Source organism: Flagellimonas oceanensis, from assembly GCF_003992595.1.
Lineage (GTDB): Bacteria > Bacteroidota > Bacteroidia > Flavobacteriales > Flavobacteriaceae > Flagellimonas > Flagellimonas oceanensis.
Map to the genome: position 1 here is coordinate 91,900 of NZ_RZNA01000003.1, position 20,045 is coordinate 111,944.

At 41.8% G+C, this 20,045-nt stretch carries 20 protein-coding genes and 1 pseudogene; 17 read left to right on the top strand and 4 right to left on the bottom strand.

All coding sequences use genetic code 11. The features are described from left to right. The 5 genes from EO132_RS00440 to purD all read left to right on the top strand — a co-directional run bounded on the left by EO132_RS00440 (position 1) and on the right by purD (position 5,937). Positions 1-1,092 carry a DUF1972 domain-containing protein gene (locus tag EO132_RS00440; RefSeq protein WP_127136078.1) on the top strand — a complete coding sequence of 364 codons (1,092 nt, stop codon included), beginning with the start codon at positions 1-3 and terminating at the stop codon, positions 1,090-1,092. After that, the gene (locus EO132_RS00445) at positions 1,055-2,263 is read left to right on the top strand and encodes an O-antigen ligase family protein (protein ID WP_164732249.1); all 1,209 of its coding nucleotides are present in this window, start codon (positions 1,055-1,057) and stop codon (positions 2,261-2,263) included. Before EO132_RS00440 ends, EO132_RS00445 begins: the two co-directional genes overlap by 38 nt. 75 nt (positions 2,264-2,338) lie before the next feature. Then, complete coding sequence (locus tag EO132_RS00450) at positions 2,339-3,637, top strand: undecaprenyl-phosphate glucose phosphotransferase (RefSeq protein WP_313781214.1); 1,299 nt, start codon at positions 2,339-2,341, stop codon at positions 3,635-3,637. 6 nt (positions 3,638-3,643) lie between these two features. Next, a complete protein-coding gene (locus EO132_RS00455; protein ID WP_127136081.1) occupies positions 3,644-4,621 on the top strand; it encodes a UDP-glucuronic acid decarboxylase family protein in 978 nt (325 codons plus the stop codon). Between the two features lie 44 nt (positions 4,622-4,665). Beyond that, positions 4,666-5,937, top strand: a complete 1,272-nt coding sequence (gene purD, locus EO132_RS00460) for a phosphoribosylamine--glycine ligase (RefSeq protein WP_127136082.1) — start codon at positions 4,666-4,668, stop codon at positions 5,935-5,937. Here the strand turns inward: purD and EO132_RS00465 are convergent. Continuing rightward, entirely contained in the window at positions 5,932-6,153 is a 222-nt protein-coding gene (locus tag EO132_RS00465; protein ID WP_127136083.1) for a DUF6341 family protein, read from the bottom strand. The two genes, purD and EO132_RS00465, sit on opposite strands and share 6 nt — an antisense overlap. A 39-nt stretch (positions 6,154-6,192) precedes the next feature. On the opposite strand from EO132_RS00465, the gene EO132_RS00470 reads away from it, so the two are divergent. The 4 genes from EO132_RS00470 to EO132_RS00485 all read left to right on the top strand — a co-directional run bounded on the left by EO132_RS00470 (position 6,193) and on the right by EO132_RS00485 (position 9,841). Continuing rightward, positions 6,193-7,122, top strand: a complete 930-nt coding sequence (locus tag EO132_RS00470; RefSeq protein ID WP_127136084.1) for a DUF6427 family protein — start codon at positions 6,193-6,195, stop codon at positions 7,120-7,122. 39 nt (positions 7,123-7,161) lie between these two features. After that, on the top strand, positions 7,162-7,767 hold the full coding sequence (locus tag EO132_RS00475) for a DUF4254 domain-containing protein (protein WP_127136085.1): 606 nt from the start codon (positions 7,162-7,164) through the stop codon (positions 7,765-7,767). Beyond that, positions 7,751-8,800 carry a glycosyltransferase family 9 protein gene (locus EO132_RS00480; RefSeq protein ID WP_127136086.1) on the top strand — a complete coding sequence of 350 codons (1,050 nt, stop codon included), beginning with the start codon at positions 7,751-7,753 and terminating at the stop codon, positions 8,798-8,800. The genes EO132_RS00475 and EO132_RS00480 overlap by 17 nt, the downstream gene beginning before the upstream one ends. A gap of 102 nt (positions 8,801-8,902) precedes the next feature. After that, a complete protein-coding gene (locus EO132_RS00485; protein ID WP_127136087.1) occupies positions 8,903-9,841 on the top strand; it encodes a hypothetical protein in 939 nt (312 codons plus the stop codon). Here EO132_RS00485 and arsS read toward each other — a convergent pair. Together arsS and EO132_RS00495 are read right to left on the bottom strand one after the other, a co-directional pair. Beyond that, positions 9,838-10,926 (bottom strand): arsenosugar biosynthesis radical SAM (seleno)protein ArsS, encoded by a 1,089-nt coding sequence (gene arsS / locus EO132_RS00490; RefSeq protein WP_127136088.1) that lies wholly within the window; start codon positions 10,924-10,926, stop codon positions 9,838-9,840. The two genes, EO132_RS00485 and arsS, sit on opposite strands and share 4 nt — an antisense overlap. A 13-nt stretch (positions 10,927-10,939) precedes the next feature. After that, positions 10,940-11,275, bottom strand: a complete 336-nt coding sequence (locus EO132_RS00495; protein ID WP_119607732.1) for an arsenosugar biosynthesis-associated peroxidase-like protein — start codon at positions 11,273-11,275, stop codon at positions 10,940-10,942. A gap of 209 nt (positions 11,276-11,484) precedes the next feature. Between EO132_RS00495 and EO132_RS00500 the strand changes: the two genes are divergently transcribed. After that, positions 11,485-12,258, top strand: a complete 774-nt coding sequence (locus EO132_RS00500; protein ID WP_127136089.1) for a patatin-like phospholipase family protein — start codon at positions 11,485-11,487, stop codon at positions 12,256-12,258. 13 nt (positions 12,259-12,271) lie between these two features. On the opposite strand, the gene EO132_RS00505 is transcribed toward EO132_RS00500, so the two are convergent. After that, positions 12,272-13,318 carry a ferredoxin--NADP reductase gene (locus EO132_RS00505; protein ID WP_127136090.1) on the bottom strand — a complete coding sequence of 349 codons (1,047 nt, stop codon included), beginning with the start codon at positions 13,316-13,318 and terminating at the stop codon, positions 12,272-12,274. A 119-nt stretch (positions 13,319-13,437) separates the two neighbouring features. Between EO132_RS00505 and EO132_RS00510 the strand changes: the two genes are divergently transcribed. The 7 genes and pseudogenes from EO132_RS00510 to EO132_RS00540 all read left to right on the top strand — a co-directional run bounded on the left by EO132_RS00510 (position 13,438) and on the right by EO132_RS00540 (position 19,993). Beyond that, on the top strand, positions 13,438-14,907 hold the full coding sequence (locus tag EO132_RS00510; RefSeq protein WP_127136091.1) for a DUF5687 family protein: 1,470 nt from the start codon (positions 13,438-13,440) through the stop codon (positions 14,905-14,907). Between the two features lie 21 nt (positions 14,908-14,928). Then, on the top strand, positions 14,929-15,624 hold the full coding sequence (locus EO132_RS00515; RefSeq protein WP_127136092.1) for an ABC transporter ATP-binding protein: 696 nt from the start codon (positions 14,929-14,931) through the stop codon (positions 15,622-15,624). A 38-nt stretch (positions 15,625-15,662) separates the two neighbouring features. Next, complete coding sequence (locus EO132_RS00520) at positions 15,663-16,340, top strand: hypothetical protein (protein WP_127136093.1); 678 nt, start codon at positions 15,663-15,665, stop codon at positions 16,338-16,340. Positions 16,341-16,424: 84 nt separating this feature from the next. Beyond that, a pseudogene (porW, locus tag EO132_RS00525) lies at positions 16,425-18,970 on the top strand (type IX secretion system periplasmic lipoprotein PorW/SprE). A 6-nt stretch (positions 18,971-18,976) separates the two neighbouring features. After that, entirely contained in the window at positions 18,977-19,396 is a 420-nt protein-coding gene (locus EO132_RS00530; RefSeq protein WP_127136094.1) for a bactofilin family protein, read from the top strand. Further along, positions 19,374-19,607, top strand: a complete 234-nt coding sequence (locus tag EO132_RS00535; RefSeq protein ID WP_127136095.1) for an AtpZ/AtpI family protein — start codon at positions 19,374-19,376, stop codon at positions 19,605-19,607. Before EO132_RS00530 ends, EO132_RS00535 begins: the two co-directional genes overlap by 23 nt. Beyond that, the gene (locus tag EO132_RS00540) at positions 19,604-19,993 is read left to right on the top strand and encodes a hypothetical protein (protein ID WP_127136096.1); all 390 of its coding nucleotides are present in this window, start codon (positions 19,604-19,606) and stop codon (positions 19,991-19,993) included. The genes EO132_RS00535 and EO132_RS00540 overlap by 4 nt, the downstream gene beginning before the upstream one ends. Positions 19,994-20,045 lie beyond the last annotated feature (52 nt).

A 20,045-nucleotide genomic window follows, 5' to 3' on the forward strand; every position in this document is an offset into this window, starting at 1 on the left:
ATGCGGATAGCAATTTTAGGTACTAGGGGAATACCGAACAATCATGGTGGTTTTGAGCAATTTGCTGAATATCTTTCGCAATATTTGTATGAAAAGGGCCATGAAGTTTATGTTTATAATTCTCAGCTGCACCCCTATCAAGAAACTATTTGGAAAGGAGTAAACATTGTTCATTGTAAAGACTTGGAGGATAAGCTCGGCACTTTTGGTCAATTTATCTATGACTTTAATTGTATTAGGGACTCTAGGAAAAGAAAATTTGACATAATACTTCAATTGGGTTATACCAGCAGTTCCGTTTGGGGGTGGTATTTGCCAAATAGTTCTGTGATTGTTACCAACATGGATGGCTTGGAATGGAAGCGAACCAAATATAGAAAGGGAGTAAGGCGGTTTTTAAAATATGCAGAGAAATTAGCCGTCAAAACAAGTGATTATTTTGTTTCTGATTCCATTGGCATCCAAAAATACCTTTCAGAGAAATATAACCTGGAATCAGTTTATATTCCCTATGGAGCAAATGTTTTTGAAAGTCCAATACCTGAAGTGATAAAAAAATATGGATTGACAAATAACGGCTATAATATGCTAATAGCAAGATTGGAGCCAGAAAACAATATTGAGACTGTTTTAGATGGCCATGTTCTGAGTGAATCTAAAATCCCATTTTTGGTAATTGGAAAGCATGAAACAAAATATGGTGAATATTTAAAGAAGAAATACTCCAATAATAAATGCATTCGGTTTTTGGGAGGGATTTATAATAACAATCATCTTAACAACCTAAGATTTTTTTCAAACTTGTATTTCCATGGTCACTCTGTTGGCGGAACAAATCCATCTTTGTTAGAGGCCATGGCTTCAGGGGCATTGATTGCTGCACATAACAATGTTTTTAATCGAAGCATATTGGGTCAGGATGCAGTGTACTTTAAATCTTCCGAAGATGTTTCAAAAATAATGAATGTTCAGAAATCCGAGTGTTTAAGTTATGTTAGGAATAATACGGATAAAGTTGTTCAATTTTATTCGTGGTCAAAAATCAACCAAGCTTATGAGGAGTATTTGGTCAAATGCTTTGCTAAGCAGTAAAAATCAGCTTTTCGGCAATTCAATTCTTTTTTTTATTGCAAGTCAATTTTATGGGAATGCGTTGGTCTCAATAGCTTTAGGGCTTTTGATTGGAATGGGGTTACTAAAATTTGCTTTTGATAAAAAAAGCAGAAACATTAAAAAAGTTCCGCTTCTACTTCTTTTTTTCCCCATTTTCTTCACATCAAATTTTATTTCCGCAGTAATTAACAGTTATGATTTCTATGACATTGGAAAAGCTTTTAAGTTACTTCCCTTCATATATTTTCCTTTTATTTTTTTGATAGGCAAAAAGTTTTTTTTGGACAAAACATTCAGAGAGAAGTGCCGAAAGGTATATTTTTTTTCCGCTACGTTGAATTTTCTAGTACTATTGTTTTGGGCGCTTTTCAGAACAGTAGAAACGGGCAATTTTATTTTCTTAACATATAACAACCTCGCTTCTGTTTTTGGTTTACAGCCAATTTATCTTAGCGCCTTTTACATTGTCGCTGTGTTATTTGGTGTTGAGCTCTTTTTTAAAAACAAAACCAATACGAAAGCCTTGTATCTCATAGGGTCACTTATTCTTGTTATTGGTGTAATTCTTTTGGCTTCTCGAACAAGCTGGATTATCTTAATCATGGTCTTGCCAATTAAGCTGTACCCTTTTTTTAAAAGAAAGATTATTTTTTGGAGTCTAATACTGTCATTTGGATTAATTGCTACAAGTATGGTATTTCTAAGTCCTACCTTAAGGTCAAGATTGGTTGGTGTCCATGCTAATGTTGCTTCTTATTCCGGCCTGGACTTGAGAGTCAAGATCTGGAAAAATGCATTAAAATTGATTGAAGAAGAGCCACTTTTCGGATATGGTATGAACAATTCAGATGAAGCCTTAAAAAACAGATATATGGAGACCAATTTTAGAAGAGCATATATATATGGACTAAATACACATAATCAATATCTTCAAACTTGTCTTGATTCGGGTCTCATAAGTCTATTGTTTTTGATTTTAATTGTTTTTGCTCTCCCTTTTTTCTACAAATTGGATAGAGACGCTATCCTTTTTATCGTCATTATCTCTTTATCTCTATTAACAGAATCTTATTTTAGGCGTTTTAATGGAATAATTTTCTTTACTTTTTTTTATCTCTATTTCGTACCCAGTTCAATTAAGAAGCATTAAAAACCATCGTATCTTTGAATAATGTTTTTCAGACAACACAGATATTCCAACTTAATAACACCTATTTCAACAGGAATGGACTTGCTGATTGTAAATTTGTTCTTATATATACTTCCAATCAACTTTCAGACCCCGCTTCTCATTCATTTTTATATTACCCTTGCTTGGATAGTTATATCCACTAAAAACAACTTCTATACTGTTTATAGATTTTCAAAAGTCACCCATATACTTCGGTTGATTTTTGTGCAATTTGTCTTTTTCTTTTTAATGCTATATGCATTTATTGGGTTTTTTAAACAACCGATTATTAGTAGGCTAGCTTTAGGAGAGTATTTTGTTCTAGTTTTTTCTTTAATATCAATAATCAAATTATTTAGCTATTTCTTGTTGATGGAGTACAGGGAAAGGGTAAAGGGCAATCTGCGTAATGTTGTTATAATTGGGAAAAACAAGAAAACAGATCAGTTAAGAAAGGTTTTTGAAGAAAGGACAGAGTTTGGGTATAATTTCACAAAACAATTTTCACCAAAATCAGCGGGCTTTGATCTAGAACATTGTTTTGAGTACGTGTTGGGAAACAGTATTGATGAAATTTATTGTTCCGTGTCAGAGCTTAAGAACGAGGAGATTGCGAAATTTATAAGTTTTGCCGACAACAACTTAAAAACGCTAAAGTTTATACCAGACAACAAAAATATATTTTCCAAAAAGCTGAAGTTTGAGTATTATGACTACATTCCTGTTCTATCCCTTAGGGATATCCCATTGGACAGCCCCATAAATTCATTTATTAAAAGGAGTTTTGATATAGTTTTTTCTTTACTTGTAATTCTAGGCCTACTATCATGGCTCACCCCTATTCTGGCAATATTGATTACTTTGGAATCCAAAGGACCGGTATTTTTTAGGCAAACCAGAAACGGTATCGATAACAGGGAATTTTATTGCTATAAATTCCGGTCAATGGCACCAAATAAAAATGCTGATGACATTCAAGCTACCAAGAACGACATGCGCATTACAAAAATTGGAAAATTCATCAGAAAAACGAGTATAGACGAGCTTCCACAATTTTATAATGTGTTGTTTGGAACTATGTCTGTTGTTGGCCCGCGTCCACATATGGTAAAGCACACCAATGAATATGCAACAAGTGTAGACAAGTATATGGTCCGTCATTTTGTGAAACCGGGGATTACAGGGTTGGCACAAGTTCGTGGATATCGCGGGGAAATTGAGCAAGAAGCCGACATCCAAAACAGGATTAAGTTCGATATTTTTTACATTGAAAACTGGTCGTTGTTCCTAGACTTAAAGATTATGCTCCAAACAGTGTTAAATGCATTTAAAGGGGAGGCCAAAGCGTATTAAAATTATATGAAAAAAACACTCATTACCGGAGCAGCCGGATTTTTAGGTTCTCACCTTTGTGACAGATTCATAGCCGAAGGCCACCATGTCATTGGTATGGATAACCTCATTACTGGCGACATTAAGAATATAGAACACTTGTTTCATTTAAAGCGGTTTGATTTTTTCCATCACGATGTGACCAAGTTTGTCCATGTCCCGGGAAAAATGGATTATATCCTTCATTTTGCATCTCCTGCGAGTCCAATCGATTATTTGAAGATTCCTATTGACACTCTAAAAGTTGGGTCATTAGGGACTTTGAACTTGTTGGGCCTTGCCAGAGACCACGGAGCGCGAATTCTTGTGGCGTCGACTTCTGAGGTATATGGAGATCCTCTGGTTCATCCGCAAAACGAAGACTATTTTGGAAATGTAAGCCCCATTGGTCCACGTGGGGTGTATGATGAAGCAAAACGTTTTATGGAGTCTATTACCATGGCCTATCACAGGCATCACGGATTGGATACACGAATCGTTCGGATTTTCAACACCTACGGTTCCCGTATGAGATTGAATGATGGTCGCGTGGTTCCCGCATTTATGGGACAAGCGCTCCGCGGTGAAGATTTGACCGTTTTTGGGGATGGCTCGCAATCCCGTTCCTTTACCTACATCGATGACCAAATCGAGGGAATCTATCGCTTGTTGATGAGTGATTATGTTGAGCCCATCAATATTGGGAATCCGGATGAGACCACCATTCTCGAATTCGCCGAAGAAATCATCAAACTAACAGAGACCGACCAAAAAATCATATTCAAGCCTCTGCCACAAGATGACCCCATGCAACGTCAGCCCGATATTTCCCGTGCTAAGGAAATTTTGGATTGGGAACCCAAGGTACATCGTTCAGAAGGACTGAAAAAAGTATTCGAATACTTTAAATCCCTTTCTCATGATCAGTTATGGGAGGCGCATAGAGATTTCTCTCCAAATAACTAGACAAAAGTTCCTGTCAAAACGTATTTTTGCCAAAACGTTGAATCATGAATATTCTGGTCTTAGGCTCTGGCGGTCGTGAACATGCCATTTCACTTAAAATCTCTGAAAGCACTAAAGCATCTAAACTTTTTGTAGCGCCTGGTAACGCCGGGACCTCTGAAATAGCCACAAATGTTGAGGTAGAGGTAAACGATTTTGAAGCCATCAAGCAATTGGTGTTGAAAGAAAATATCGAGTTGGTTGTAGTGGGCCCGGAAGACCCCTTGGTCAATGGAGTACATGATTTCTTTCTGAATGATACCGAGCTTACATCCATACCCGTTATCGGACCGGAAAAAGCTGCTGCAGAACTCGAAGGAAGTAAGGAATTCGCCAAAGAGTTCATGATGAGGCATAATATTCCCACGGCTGCTTACGAAAGTTTTACCAGTGAAACATTGGAGAAAGGATACGCATTTTTGGAAACACTGAAACCACCATATGTTTTAAAAGCGGATGGACTTGCCGCAGGAAAAGGTGTTTTGATTCTGCAAGATTTGCAAGAAGCCAAAGACGAGCTCAAATCTATGCTGCTCGATTCCAAATTTGGAAATGCCAGCGCCACGGTGGTGATTGAAGAGTTCTTGGATGGGATTGAACTGAGCTGTTTTGTCCTGACTGATGGAACCAACTACAAGATTCTGCCAACCGCCAAAGACTATAAAAGAATAGGCGAGGGAGATACTGGACTCAACACAGGGGGTATGGGCGCTATTTCCCCAGTTCCTTTTGCAGATTCCATCTTTATGGACAAGATAGAGCGTCAAATCGTAAAACCGACCGTAGAGGGTCTTAAAAAGGATGATTTGCCTTATGTGGGCTTTATCTTCATCGGTTTGATAAAGGTCGGTGAAGAGCCCAAAGTAATCGAATACAATGTTCGGATGGGTGACCCTGAGACCGAAGTAGTTATACCACGACTCAAAAGCGACTTGGTGGAAGTACTTCTCGCAATGGCCAACGGAACCTTGGACCAAGTAGACCTTCAAATTGACGAAAGGGCCGCAACTACGGTAATGGCCGTATCGGGAGGGTATCCTGAAGCTTATGAAAAAGGCAAGGAAATCACAGGTACGGAAAATATCAAGGATTCCATAGTGTTCCATGCGGGAACCAAACTGTCAGACGGAAAAGTGGTTACCAATGGAGGGCGCGTGATAGCCATAACTTCCTTTGGAAAAGACTTTAAGGAAGCACTGAAAACATCCTATCAAAATATGGAGAAACTCCATTTTGATGGTATGTATTACCGAAAGGATCTAGGATTCGATCTATAGGTAGGAGTGGGAGCTGATGCTCTTGTTTTCCTCGCCGTTGTCGTTGAAAATTTTCAACTGCTGCATCCAGTATACCGCGGCAATCAAACCAATAACAAAGAAAATCCAGTTAATGGTGTTGGAACCCCACCAGCTGTGCATAAAACGGAAAAAATCCAATGGTGCGAAAAGGTAGTTTACAAATAAGTCCTCTATACCGTAAAAAAACTTGCTCATGTTGGCTATATTTACTTTACAAAAGTAGCAAAAGATAGGATGATTTCAAGCTTTTTCGGAAAAACTAAACCCATAAACTACATAGTTCTTGCCATCTTCCTGTTCCTGTTCTATTTTACCAATCTGTTTTTTCAACTTAACGGGCAGAAAATCAACCAAGTCATCCCCTTGGAATTGTTGTTGTTCTCGGTCTTATTGTTCTCGGTTTTCATCATCAATCAGATTGTAAGAACCGAAAAGGCAACAGAGTCCAACTCTTATACCATGCTCTTTTTTGTTTTGATGATCGTGACGTTTTCCGATGAACTGGTGCTCAGGTATGTGGATTTTGCCAACTTCTTTCTGCTCTTGGCCTTCTGGAGAATACTGTCCATTAAGTCCACTAGAAATGTGAAGCATAAGATTTTTGATGCCTCATTGCTGATTGCCATTGCGAGCCTGTTCTATGATTGGGCAATCGCATTTATGCTTTTGGTTTTCTTTGTAATTGGGGTGTACGACCGTAAAACCCTAAAAAACTGGTTGGTCCCTTTTTTGGGAATGGCAACCATATTCATACTTAGCTTCACGGTACTCAAACTTAAGGGGACACTCAACTTTTTTGAAGACCATTATCAATTTTCCCTTGGGCTTTTTACCACCAGATCTTTTTTTCAAGTACTCAACATAAAGACCTTGATTTATCTGATTTTGTCGGTTATGGTTTCCATGGTCGTATTTGTTCGACTTAGAAATGTAAGTGGTGGAAAGCTGTTGTTGTTGCGTATAGTGTTCCTCATATTTTTGCTGGGAACAACCCTGATACTCTTTACCCCGGCCGATGCTTCCCCGGTATTGCTCACTTTTTTCCCATCAGCTGTTTTTTTGACCAATTATTTCGAGGGCATCAAAAAGCGCAAGTTTCAAGAGGTAATGCTTATCGGCTGTATGGTTTTGGCCTGCACGCTTTTTGTGTTTCATTTGAATTAAGTACGGCATAAAGCAATATCTTTGAACAAATTTTAAGCTATGTTCAGCGATTTTGCCTTCAACATATTTGAGAAAAGTATTGAAACTTATCACATTAAGGACGATGTGCACCAAGAATTCACCAACCCTTATCCAACTGATAAAGTAGAACATTTGCTCTACAGAAAAAACTGGATAGATACCGTGCAATGGCACTACGAGGACATCATTCGTGACCCCGATATCGACCCCGAAGCGGCACTGGACCTCAAACGAAAAATCGATGCCAGCAATCAGGACCGCACCGATTTGGTGGAGTACATCGACAGTTATTTTCTAAAAAAATACCAATCGGTTCAAGTAAAGGATGATGCCACGATAAATACCGAAAGCCCGGCCTGGGCCATCGACCGACTTTCCATTTTGGCATTGAAAATATATCACATGCAGGAAGAGGTCAACCGTACCGATGCATCCCAAGAGCATATCGACAAATGCAGCGCGAAGCTGACCGTCCTTCTGGAACAGAAAAAAGACCTTTCCACTGCCATTGACCAATTGTTGGCCGATATTGAAGCCGGAGATAAGTACATGAAAGTCTACAAACAGATGAAAATGTACAACGATGACGAACTAAACCCAGTGTTGCGTGGACAAAAAGGGTAAACATACCCATATTCTGGTCATTCGCTTATCGGCCATGGGCGATGTGGCTATGACCGTCCCCGTGCTTCGTACACTGATTGAAAAATACCCTGGAATACAGCTAACGGTGCTTACCAAAAAACCATTTACTCCTATTTTTGAGGGGCTAGAGCGTGTGCAGGTAAAAGTGGCAGATGTTAAAAACCGTCATAAGGGTTTGATGGGATTGTGGCGGTTGTACAAAGAACTCAAGCCATTGAAGTTTGATGCCGTAGCCGACCTTCACAATGTATTGCGCAGTCGTGTGCTTAAAAAGTACTTTGCTTTGGAGCGTATTCCTTTTGCCCAAATTGATAAGGCAAGAAAGGATAAAAAAGCATTGACACGGCCCAAAAATAAAGTTTTTGAAAAGCTAAAGACGACCCACGAACGCTACGCCGATGTTTTTGCGGAACTGGGTTTTCCAATTGACCTGGCCACGGCCAAATCATTGGACCGAATCCAACTCTCGGAAAACGTATTGGGATTTGTACAGCAGGACACCAAAAAATGGGTGGGCATTGCCCCTTTTGCAGCCCATGAGGGTAAAATGTATCCGTTGGACTCTACCGAGGAAGTCATCAAGCAGCTTAACAATACCGAAAAGTATAAAATCCTGTTGTTTGGTGGAGGGGCCAAAGAAGAGGAAGTATTGGAGGGACTGGCCAATCGTTACCAAAATGTGGAATGCATGGCGGGTAAACTCAGTCTATCCGAAGAACTACAACTTATTTCCAATCTGGATGTGATGCTGTCCATGGACAGCGGCAACGCCCACATGGCGGCCAATTATGGTATCCCTGTAGTTACCATCTGGGGCGTTACCCACCCGTATGCCGGTTTTTATCCCTTCGGACAACCCATGGAAAATGCACTTATGGCCGATCGAGAGGCCTATCCCTTGATTCCGACCTCCGTGTATGGCAACAAAGTGCCCGACGGGTATGAGAAAGCCATGAGTACCATCAAAACGCAAGAGGTGTTGGATAAGCTGATGAGGGTTCTGGAGAGTTGAGCAACCTATTGTTGGTTGTTGCATCATTTCCATAAAAACATTTTATAGTAACTTCCCACTGTCCATTTATGACATTGACCCAAGTCACATAAAAAACAAACTATGAAAAAGACAAACTTGATTTTTTCCGTATTGATGGGAATCACTATGTTTTCCTGCTCCACGGATGACCCAATCGTTGATCCAAGCCAAGAAGACCCAAGGTTGAACATTACCTTTATCATGGATGTTGATGCCGAACGATTGGACAATTTGGGTAAGCCCGTAGTGGTGTCTGAGGGCAATGCCGCACAAGACCCCGATTTCGAGATTCTGGGACTGCACTTTATCGGATTGTACCCTGATAAATTTACACCCTACGATGGTGGCGTTACCATTTCTTCCACAGCAACTACGGGAAGTGGAGGCGAGACCGCAATAGATTTCAACGGCGAGATCTTTTTCAATGAAGAGGTAAATACCATAAGTGTGCCTTTGAAGAATGTTGCTGCGGGCTCTTATGAATATTTGAGAAGTTCCATTGGCTATCAGAAGTATAAAATCACTTACAATTTGGAAGGTGCTGCAATGGAGATTCCCGATTGGCCAGAAGGCGTTGACGATAATATTGATGTGGACGGCGCTGTTGCCTCCTTTTTAGGATATAACACCTATATAGGAAGTTATGTTATCGATACGCAAACCGTCACGGTAAACGGAAATAGGGCCCAAGGATATTTTGGAATGGAAACTTCCGGGGATATCCAAGGATTTCAATTCATAGAGCTTACCGAAGGGGAAGCACCCCAAACCACAGTGCCCAACCCGATCAATGACACTTCTCCCGTACCCGAAGGCTCTTGTGTGGTAACAGGGCAATTCCCAACCGCTTTAGTGATTCCAGAAAACCCTTCAGAGGATATCAATATAGAAGTTGTCATATCCATCAACAACAGTTTTGAATGGGAAGATGGTAACGGAAATGGCAAATATGAGCCCTTGCTGGGTGAAACTGTCGTGGATATGGGTACTAGGGGGGTGTTCCCCTCAGTGGTAAATTAAGCCACCGTCCCCTGACAACTACTTCCCGCCCCTGCCGTACAGCCGTAACAATGCTGTGAGATGATGATATCCCGATTGCTCAATATATCATCATTGTAATCCTTGATGTGCTTTACCTTGCTCGCGACCTTTAGGTCGAGCATTTGGTTAAAATCACAATCATACAACCATCCGTCCCAGCTAATTGAGATGGTGTTGGTGCACATCACATTTTCAACAGCGGCAGGGTTATAAGCCTCCACCAAAGAGTACATATAGTCCTCATAATTGTCCGAAGCGATGAGGTAGTCCAAAAAGCGTGAAATCGGTAAATTGGTAATGGCAAATAGATTGTGGAAGTCAATATCAAAATCCTCTTTCAGCGCCTTTTTGAAATCGTGTTCCATGGCTGCTTGGTCGCCAGGTAAAAAGGCGCCGGAAGGATTGTACACCAAATCAAGGCGCAAATCACTCTCTGGCATACCATAACCTACCTCATTGAGCATCTGCAAGGCTTTTATGGATTTATCAAAAACACCATCGCCACGTTGCTTGTCCGTTTTGCCCCGGGTGTAGTGTGGCATGGACGATACCACATGGACATTGTGCTTTTTAAAGAACTCGGGAAGGTCGTGGTATTTTTTATTGGCCAAAATAATGGTCAGGTTGGATCGGACTATAAAATCTTTGATGCCCGCTTTGGAAGCTTCTTCCACAAACCATCTGAAATCGGGGTTCATTTCGGGTGCGCCACCGGTAAGGTCCAAGGTATGTGCTCCTGTATTTCGAATGACCTCCAGACATTGCTCCATGGTTTCACGCGTCATGATTTCCTTGCGGTCCGGTCCTGCATCCACATGGCAGTGCCCACACACCTGATTGCACATATACCCCACATTGATTTGCAGCACTTCCAAAGTTTTGGGCTTTAACGGAAACTGTCCCGTTTCAGCGATTTTATCTTTAAAATAGGGCAACTCGCCATCTTCAAAAGGTCCTCCATTCAGAATTTCTAATTGTTTTTGGGTGTTGGCAAGTGCATCCTGTTGTGCCTTCAGAGACTTCTTTGCTGCTTTTTTTATGTCTGTGAGTATGCTTTGCGTCATCAATAAAATAGGTTTACATGGACAGTTTGTCGTACTTGTTCATCATCTGTACCCCATGTACCAAGGTCGCACCGCTCTCTATGGCGGCCCCGGCATGGACGGCTTCCATCATTTCTTCTTTTGTAATGCCCCGTTGTAGGCCATCTTTGGTGTAGGCATCAATACAGTACGGACATTTGACCACATGCGAAACCGCAAGGGCGATCAAGGATTTTTCCCGGGCACTCAGAGCACCTTCTTCGAAAACCTTTCCGTAATAATCAAAAAACTTATTGCCCAGTTCTTCGCTCCATTCGGTGATCTTTCCGAATTTTCTTAGGTCTGCTGGGTCGTAATATGATTTGGCCATGTTTCTTTATTTAATGTTACACCTAAACATACAACAAATATCACTATTCACTTTGGTCGAAAGGCTAGGGGAAAGATTACAATTTCTTATGATAAAGGATGCATTTCCCATTAGAGCTTTTGCCTAGATTTGAAAATGAGAGGGTTAAGCCATAAAAAAGAACCAAACTAAAGAGTACTTTTGTTAAGTCAGAAAAAACAACAATACGAATGCTCAAAGATAAATCCATAGGCCTGGTGCTTTCCGGGGGAGGTGTACGGGGAATGGCGCACATAGGATTGATTAAGGCCATGCGCGAACATCAAATTGAGGCCAAAGTGGTTGCCGGTACCAGTATAGGCGCCTTGGTGGGTGCCCTATATGCGAACGATAATACGGTGGATGAGATGTTGACCTTTTTTAAGGAAACACCATTGTTCCAGTACAGCTTTTTTGCCATCAACAAGCCTGGGTTTATAGATACCGAACGCTATGTCAGTATTTTTAAGGACTTTTTCCCTGACAATAGCTTTAAAAGTTTGAAAAGACCCCTTTTTGTGGTTGCAACGGACTTGCTCAAGGGCAACGAAAAGGTGTTCTACGATGGCGAACTCATCAAACCATTATTGGCTTCTGCAGCTTTGCCCCCTGTTTTCAGTCCTGTGAACATTGACAATATCCTATATGCCGATGGAGGTATCATGAACAACTTTCCAAAGGAATATGTGGACCACTTGACGGATTACGTTATAGGAAGCAATGTTTCCATAACCGTCCCTCTGGAGAAAAGGGACCTGAGGAATTCATTTCAGCTCACGGCCAGGGTCACCAGTCTGATGATTCATGCCTCCAACCACGAAAAATTGCAGGAATGTGATGTTTTTATTGAGCCAGGTGAATTGGATTCCATTGGTGTACTGGACAAAAAAGGTATCGAAAACGCCTTCAATATCGGGTACGAGCACGGAAGCAGGGCCTTGGAAAAACTTTTGTCAAAGTCGTAAGCCCATCAATCCGTTACACATCGTCGTAATCCACCTTTATCGCTGAGGTCAACGGATGTGATTGGCATGTCAGTATGAATCCCTCTTCGATCTCCCCATCGGTAAGGATCTGGTTTTTTACCATTTCCACTTTCCCAGCGGTAAGGCGGGCAATGCAACTACTGCAAACCCCTCCTTGGCACGAATAGGGGGCATCGATATCCTCTTTGAGGACGGCATCCAGTACGCGTTCCTTTTTGTCCATCACAAAAGTGAAGGTTTCATCATCCAACAGCACTTCAACTTTGGTCTTGCCTTCGAGTTCTTCGGCAAGTTCATCCTCGGTGTCGTCGCTGGTAAACAGCTCAAAATGGATTTTTTCCTTAGGCACACCATTGTCTTCCAAGGTGTCGGTCACCTGTTCGATCATTTCTTCAGGGCCGCAAAGGTAGAAGCCATCAAACTCGGTTCCCTTGAACTTGTTTTTCAGCACAAAGTTCACGGTCGATCGCTCTATTCTCCCAAAAAGGGCGTCCTCTTCATGGGACCTACTGTAGATGTACTGTACGAACAAACGCCCACCATATTGCTCTTTCAAAGCTTGGATCTGTTTGAAATACATGGTCTCCTCGGGAGATTGATTTCCGAATACCAATACGAAAGTACTTTCCGGATGGCTTTCCAAAACGGTTTGGGCAATGCTCATGATAGGGGTAATGCCACTCCCTGCAGCAAAGGCCGCTATTTTTTTCGGCGAGGTTTCATCAAAAACAAATCGACCTTCAGGAAACATCACATCTATGGTATCGCCGGCTTTTAGTTCCTCGTTGGCATACACGGAAAAGGCTCCCCCTTCCATCTTTTTGATGCCCACTGTTAATTTGCCCGACGATGGCGGAGATGAAATGGAATAGGCCCTACGAAGTTCCTTTCCGTTCAATGTGTGCTTTAGGGTAATGTACTGCCCCGCTTTAAAGCTGTAATCTTCTTTTAAATCTTCAGGAATGTCAAAGGTAAGGGCCACGGCATTTGGGGTCAATCGATCTACCGCGGTTATCTGTAAAGCATGGAAATGACTCATGAATGGAATTTTGCTCCAAAATTAAGCAATACACGCCTTTTGAGCATCAATTTTAATAAAAAGCACTTCTTTGTGTAACAAATCCGATAAATTAGACACCAACTAAAAAAATGCCAACCATGCTCAAACATTTTATTGGACTCCAATGGAAGTCTTTTTTTAGGTCTGCCAGTTTTAAAACAGAGATCTGGTTTAAAATATTGATGGCCTTAGGGGCGTTGTATTTTATCGTTGTCTTCTTGGGAATGGGCGTCGGAGCCTTTTTCATCATCGAGGATATGGAAATTGGGGACCCCCTGCGAGTGGTCAACCAGTTTATGGTCTATTATCTGGCCTTTGACCTTGTGTTCAGGTACATGCTTCAGAAAATGCCCGTGACCAATATAAAACCCTTGCTGTATTTGCCCATCAGCAAAACCAAGGTGGTCAACTTTTCGTTGGGGAAAACGGTAATCTCCTTTTTCAACATTGCCCATGCTTTCTTTTTTGTGCCCTTTAGTATCGTGCTCCTTACCCAAGGTTATCCGCCATTACAGGTAATTGGGTGGCATTTGGCATTGATGGCCCTTTTTTACTGTAACAATTTCATCAATGTTATGGTAAACAACCAGAATGTTGTTTTCTATGTGTTCGCGGCCTTGTTTATTGTGGCAGGAGCATCTCAATATTATCAATGGTTTGATATTACCCTCCATACCCAACCTATTTTTGACTTCTTCTATGATATGCCCTGGACTGCCATTGTGCCTTGGGCGCTATTGGTAGGGTTGTATTATGGTGCTTTCGCTTATTTCAAAAAACATATGTATCTGGATGGGGGATTGGCCAAAAAGCAGACCGAGGCCAAGACCGAGAACCTGGAGTGGCTGGATCGTTTCGGGAATCTGGGTACTTTTTTGAAGAACGATATAAAACTGATAAAACGAAATAAAAGATCACGTTCCGCCGTGATTGCTGGAGCCTTCTTTATATTTTATGGACTCCTCTTTTTTACCGGTGCACTAGAGGTTTACGACGGGCCTTTCTGGAAAATCTTTGCAGGGATATTCGTTACGGGTGGGTTCCTGTTCAGTTTTGGGCAGTATGTGCCCAGCTGGGACAGCAGCTATTACCCTTTGATGATGAGCCAGAACATCAAGTATCGTGAATATTTATCATCTAAATGGTATTTGGTGATCATAGCGACCATCATTTCAACCATTTTGGCCACTTTTTATATCTATTTTGGCTGGGAGGCCTATGCCGCTGTATTGGTGGGCGCCATTTATAATATTGGAATCAACAGCTATTTGGTGCTTTGGGGAGGAGCTTATGTAAAGACCCCGATAGATCTTACATCGAACAAAAAGGCATTTGGGGACAAACAGGCCTTTAATGCCAAGACACTTTTGCTCACCTTGCCCAAGCTGGTCTTGCCCATCGGGATTTACGCCATTGGCCACTTTTTGATCAGTCCCATGGCGGGATACATCTTTGTGGCCGTCTTTGGAATCCTTGGATTTGCTTTCAAGAACAAGGTCTTTACCATGATCGAGGGCATTTACAAAAAAGAGAAATACAAAACATTACAAGCATACAAACAGAAATAACCTCCATTAACAGAAAAATACATGATCACAGTTCATAATTTAACCAAGACCTACGGTGAGAACACCGTTTTGAACATTGACAATCTCGAAATCCCCAAAGGACAGAGCTTTGGTCTGGTAGGGAACAACGGGGCGGGAAAGACAACCCTTTTCAGTCTGTTGCTGGATCTGATACAGCCCTCGTCCGGCCATATCATCAACAAGGATGTGCAAGTGGACCAGAGTGAAGATTGGAAACCATTCACCTCTGCTTTTATCGATGAAACCTTTTTGATAGGGTATCTTACCCCTGAAGAGTACTTCTATTTTATCGGGGAACTGCGCGACAGGAACAAAGCCGATGTGGACGCACTCTTGTCCAATTTCGATGATTTTTTCCACGGAGAGATCTTGGGCCAGAAAAAATATTTGAGAGATCTTTCCAAAGGAAACCAAAAGAAAGTGGGCATTGTGGCCAGCTTTATCGGGAACCCCGAAGTAGTGGTTTTGGACGAACCTTTTGCCAATTTGGACCCCACCACACAAATCCGATTAAAAGGGATCATTAAAGATCTCGCGGCAAAAGAAGGGGTGACGGTGCTGGTTTCCAGTCACGATTTGATTCATGTTACCGAAGTCTGTGAACGTATCGTGGTGCTCAACAAAGGCGAAATTGTGAAGGACATCCATACTTCTGCCGAAACCATGAAGGAACTTGAGGCTTTCTTTGCAGGTTGATCTGAAAATCGCCAACTTTAGGACATCAACCATTAACCATGTCCAGTGACTTAGACTTGTTGATCGATTTTTATCAATGGGAAAAGCAGCGCCTATTGCTCGAGATTGAAGAAAATAAAAGAGATCAAGATTATCTGGCTGTTCATCATATGCACGATGAGCTACGATATGTCCAGAATGAACTGGATTGCCTTTTGGAACTTCGGAATGCGAATCACCGAAAAATCCAACGGCTTAAAAGAAATATTGATTCATATACCGAAGAAGATTCTTCAGGTTATTTTAAACCTCAAATCGACCAATACAAAAGGGAATTGGAGGAATTAAACAAGAAACGCCCAATTGCCCCTGAGGAAACCCAGATATTGGACGAAGCATTATTTTCTTTGGTCAACGAAGAAATCGAAGGATTCACGGTTTATTTTGATTTGAAAAAGCAGGCCTACATCGATGTGGTCAAGATTGAAACAGGTCAGATCCGGTTAACTTTGGCAGAAGGAACAAGCCAGGGTGGTTTTGGGTTCCTGAAGGAATATATGTTCAAGGACGAACCAAAATTAATCCTCGATGGGTCATCAAAAAGTCTGGTTGCCTTGCTCAATGTGGATCGATATAAAAATGTGCTCCCCATCAAAGAAACCATCTCCAGAATAGTGATAGGATCAAAGTATTGGTTGGGATTGGACGACACGATTTTCTTAAAACTGAAGCCTTGATCAAGGAATAATGCATTTTATCGATAAGCCTTATAATAATCCGCCCATTTTTGAGTTTAAGGTTACACAAGATTATCGATAATTTTGAAGCTTCATCATACATTTTTAGGCGCCATGGTTTTGGGAGGACTTGCATTCAATGCGTGTTCCACCCAAAAGGATAAATTCATCAACCGAAATTGGCACGCACTCAATACCGAGTTCAACACCCTGTACAACGGTAATTTGGCCTTTCAACAAGGCTTGGAGGAAATCAATGCCAACTACAGGGATGACTATTGGGAAATCCTTCCCGTGGAGCGCCTCAAGGTCACCGATGAGATAAAACTCGACTCCGAGGACAACAACCCCAACTTTCTTATTGCTGAGGAAAAGGCCACCAAGGCCATCCAAAAACATAGCATGGACATCAAGGATGAGGAACGGAACCCACAAATAGACGAGGCCTTTCTTTTGCTTGGGAAGTCCCGTTATTTTGATCAGCGCTATATCCCCGCTTTGGAGTCCTTCAATTATATCCTTAGAAAGTACAGTAAAAGTGATGGTCTTAACCAGGCTACCATTTGGCGGGAGAAGACCAACATGCGTTTGGACAATCCCGAAGTGGCCATCAAAAACTTGAAGCGCCTTTTCAAATATGAAAAGCTAAAGGATCAGGAATATGCGGATGCCAATGCAGTTCTGGCCCAATGCTACATCAACCTGAATGCGCCCGACACCGCCATCCAAAAACTGAAAATATCCCAGGCCTATACCAAAAAGAACCCAGAAAAGGGAAGATACCTGTTCATTATTGGGCAGTTGTACGACCAGATGGGGCATCAGGATAGTGCCAATTACGCTTACAACAAGGTCATTGAACTGAACCGCAAATCGCCAAGGGTGTACATGATCAATGCGCATCTAAAAAAAATCCAGAACACCGAACTTACCGAGAGTAACAAAGAGGAAATGTTGGAATACCTTACAGATTTGGAAGAGAACCGGGAGAACAGACCATTTCTGGACAAGATTTATCGGCAGGTGGCCCAATATCATCTAGCGTATGAGGAAGATAGTTTGGCCTTGGCCTATTTCAACAAATCAATTCAGGCAACACAAGGTGAACGCAAATTATTCGCTTTGAACTATCGGAGTCTGGCGGATTATTATTTTGATGAGGACGCATACCGAATGGCAGGATCCTACTACGATAGCACACTGACCAACCTGAATGAGAATACTAGAAAGCATCGTGATATCAAAAAGCGATTGGACAATCTTGAAGATGTCATTAAGTATGAGGATATCGTTCAGCATGCGGATAGTGTAATCACTTTATACCAAATGCCCGTTGCCGAGCGTACGGCCTATTTTGAAGATTACATCGCCGGGATAAAACGTAAAGAAGAGGCCGAGGCCGAGAAACAACTGGAACGCGCCAATGCTGGTTTTGCCACGTTTGCCGAAAGCAAAGGGGGAAAGGAAAACCAAGGCAAGTTCTATTTTTACAACATCACAAGTCTAGGACAGGGCAGGAATGGTTTTAGAACCCGATGGGGCACAAGGACCTTGGAAGACGATTGGCGATGGAGCAATAAATCCAAAACATTGGTTTCCGAAGCCACAGGGGAGGAAATCGCAGCCAACGATGAGGTGTTGACCGAGGATCAAAAGTATTCGGTGGACTATTACTTGGAACAGGTCCCCACCGATTTGGCCGTAATTGATAGTCTGAAAGGCGAACGCAACTTTGCCAATTATCAATTGGGATTGATCTACAAGGAAAAGTTCAAGGACAATATGCTGGCCGCCGCAAAATTGGAACGTGTACTGTCCTCCAATCCCGAGGAACGTTTGATTCTCCCATCAAAATACAATCTGTACAAGATTTACGAGGAATCAGGGAGTCCTATGGCGGTAAGTATGAAGCAAAACATCATTACGAACCATCCCGATACACGTTACGCGGAAATTTTATTGAACCCACAAGCCGTGTTGGATGGAAATACCGATAGCCCCGATGCGAGGTATGCGGCTTTGTTCAAACAATATCAAAAGCAAGAGTTTTTGCAGGTCATTACCCGGTCGGAAGAATACATCAACCAATTTACGGGAGACCCCATTGTTCCCAAATTCGAGATGTTGAAGGCGAATGCCATAGGCCGTTTGCAAGGATTCGAACCATTTAAGGAAGCTTTGAACTATGTGGCGCTTACCTATCCCAACAATCCTGAAGGGAAGAAAGCGGAACAAATGGTGGAGGAGCAATTGCCGAAATTGGAGACCAAGGAATTCTCGCCGGAAACGGGTTCCACAGGAGCTGGAAACTGGAAAGTGGTGTTTCCATTCAAAATCAAGAGCGATGAAAAGGCGACCAAGCTCAGAGATCGTTTGATGGAGGTCATCGATGAACTGAACTACAAGAACATTGTTTCCAAGGACATCTATAATTTGGAGGATGAGTTCGTGGTGGTCCATGGCTTTCCATCGAAAGACTTTGCCCTTGGCTTTGCCGAGCTTATAAAAAACAATAGGGACTACCTTATTAAAGATGAGAATTTTGTAGTTTTATCGGACAATTACAAAATCATACAAGTCCACAAGAACCTAGAATCATACAAAGCGCAATTTTAACCCCAAAACCCTAGAACACAATGTTTTCTGACAACAAGAAACCCCGGCCTATGAATGAATTTGGCGGACAGCCCAATAGAATAGAAAAGAACACGAAAATAAAGGGTGACATTACCTCCGAAGCCGACTTTAGGATAGACGGTAAATTGGAAGGCAATGTGACCACTTCCGGCAAAGTTGTCATAGGAAAGGACGGCTACATCAACGGAAAGGTAGAATGTGTGAATGCAGATATCGAAGGAAGGTTCAATGGAGAACTTATGGTAAAGGATTTACTTTCCCTGAAATCTTCAGCGACCATTGAGGGCACCGTTAGCGTGGCCAAATTGGCGGTAGAGCCCGGGGCGACCTTCAATGCGGCCTGTACCATGGGCAAAGGAGCTGCATCCACTACAAAAATGCAGTCCACAAAGAAAGATGAGCCAGCAAAAGCCTCCTAAAAAAAAGTACAACAAAACCATCAATACAGCCGCCCGTTTGTCTGGTTCCGCCATTCAAATGGGCGTGGTCATTTATTTGGGCGTTTGGGGAGGCAAATGGCTTGATGGTCATTTTGGGACCGAAAAAGTGTTCTTGCCCATCTGTACGATTCTAGCGGTAGCGATTTCCATATATTTGGTTATACAACAAGTAAAAAAAATCAACGATTGAAATTCAGGCCGTATCCAATTCTTTTTGTCTCCATTCTTTTTGCGGGATTATTGGCGCTGTTCTTTGTCCAGGGTTGGGTTTTGGAAGATAAAGGGCATGACCTTTCCTCCCTTCATTTTACAAAGAGCTATGTGCTCAATGCTATCATGGCCCTGATCGTTTTTTTTGCCATTTATATATTTAGGAACAAATACCGTGATTTGTTGGGCTTCTTTTTCTTGGGAGGGAGTCTATTAAAGTTTGCACTTTTCTTCATTTTTCTTTACCCTTCCTATAATCAAGACGGTACTCTGGAACGTTTGGAGTTCCTTGTGTTTTTTGTGCCGTACGGATTTGCCTTGATGCTGGAAACCTACTTTTTGGTGAAACTGCTTAATACTGTGTGACAAAGGGTGGAAATCCTTGGAAAAAAACAAAGAAAAAAATAATACTCAAAAA

Excerpts from the sequence above, each read along its gene's own strand:
- EO132_RS00440 (WP_127136078.1), top strand. The coding sequence starts at position 1 with ATGCGGATAGCAATTTTAGGTACTAGGGGAATACCGAACAATCATGGT.
- EO132_RS00445 (WP_164732249.1), top strand. The coding sequence starts at position 1,055 with ATGAGGAGTATTTGGTCAAATGCTTTGCTAAGCAGTAAAAATCAGCTT.
- EO132_RS00450 (WP_313781214.1), top strand. The coding sequence starts at position 2,339 with ATGGACTTGCTGATTGTAAATTTGTTCTTATATATACTTCCAATCAAC.
- EO132_RS00455 (WP_127136081.1), top strand. The coding sequence starts at position 3,644 with ATGAAAAAAACACTCATTACCGGAGCAGCCGGATTTTTAGGTTCTCAC.
- purD (WP_127136082.1), top strand. The coding sequence starts at position 4,666 with ATGAATATTCTGGTCTTAGGCTCTGGCGGTCGTGAACATGCCATTTCA.
- EO132_RS00465 (WP_127136083.1), bottom strand. The coding sequence starts at position 6,153 with ATGAGCAAGTTTTTTTACGGTATAGAGGACTTATTTGTAAACTACCTT.
- EO132_RS00470 (WP_127136084.1), top strand. The coding sequence starts at position 6,193 with ATGATTTCAAGCTTTTTCGGAAAAACTAAACCCATAAACTACATAGTT.
- EO132_RS00475 (WP_127136085.1), top strand. The coding sequence starts at position 7,162 with ATGTTCAGCGATTTTGCCTTCAACATATTTGAGAAAAGTATTGAAACT.
- EO132_RS00485 (WP_127136087.1), top strand. The coding sequence starts at position 8,903 with ATGAAAAAGACAAACTTGATTTTTTCCGTATTGATGGGAATCACTATG.
- arsS (WP_127136088.1), bottom strand. The coding sequence starts at position 10,926 with ATGACGCAAAGCATACTCACAGACATAAAAAAAGCAGCAAAGAAGTCT.
- EO132_RS00495 (WP_119607732.1), bottom strand. The coding sequence starts at position 11,275 with ATGGCCAAATCATATTACGACCCAGCAGACCTAAGAAAATTCGGAAAG.
- EO132_RS00500 (WP_127136089.1), top strand. The coding sequence starts at position 11,485 with ATGCTCAAAGATAAATCCATAGGCCTGGTGCTTTCCGGGGGAGGTGTA.
- EO132_RS00505 (WP_127136090.1), bottom strand. The coding sequence starts at position 13,318 with ATGAGTCATTTCCATGCTTTACAGATAACCGCGGTAGATCGATTGACC.
- EO132_RS00510 (WP_127136091.1), top strand. The coding sequence starts at position 13,438 with ATGCTCAAACATTTTATTGGACTCCAATGGAAGTCTTTTTTTAGGTCT.
- EO132_RS00515 (WP_127136092.1), top strand. The coding sequence starts at position 14,929 with ATGATCACAGTTCATAATTTAACCAAGACCTACGGTGAGAACACCGTT.
- EO132_RS00520 (WP_127136093.1), top strand. The coding sequence starts at position 15,663 with ATGTCCAGTGACTTAGACTTGTTGATCGATTTTTATCAATGGGAAAAG.
- EO132_RS00530 (WP_127136094.1), top strand. The coding sequence starts at position 18,977 with ATGTTTTCTGACAACAAGAAACCCCGGCCTATGAATGAATTTGGCGGA.
- EO132_RS00535 (WP_127136095.1), top strand. The coding sequence starts at position 19,374 with ATGAGCCAGCAAAAGCCTCCTAAAAAAAAGTACAACAAAACCATCAAT.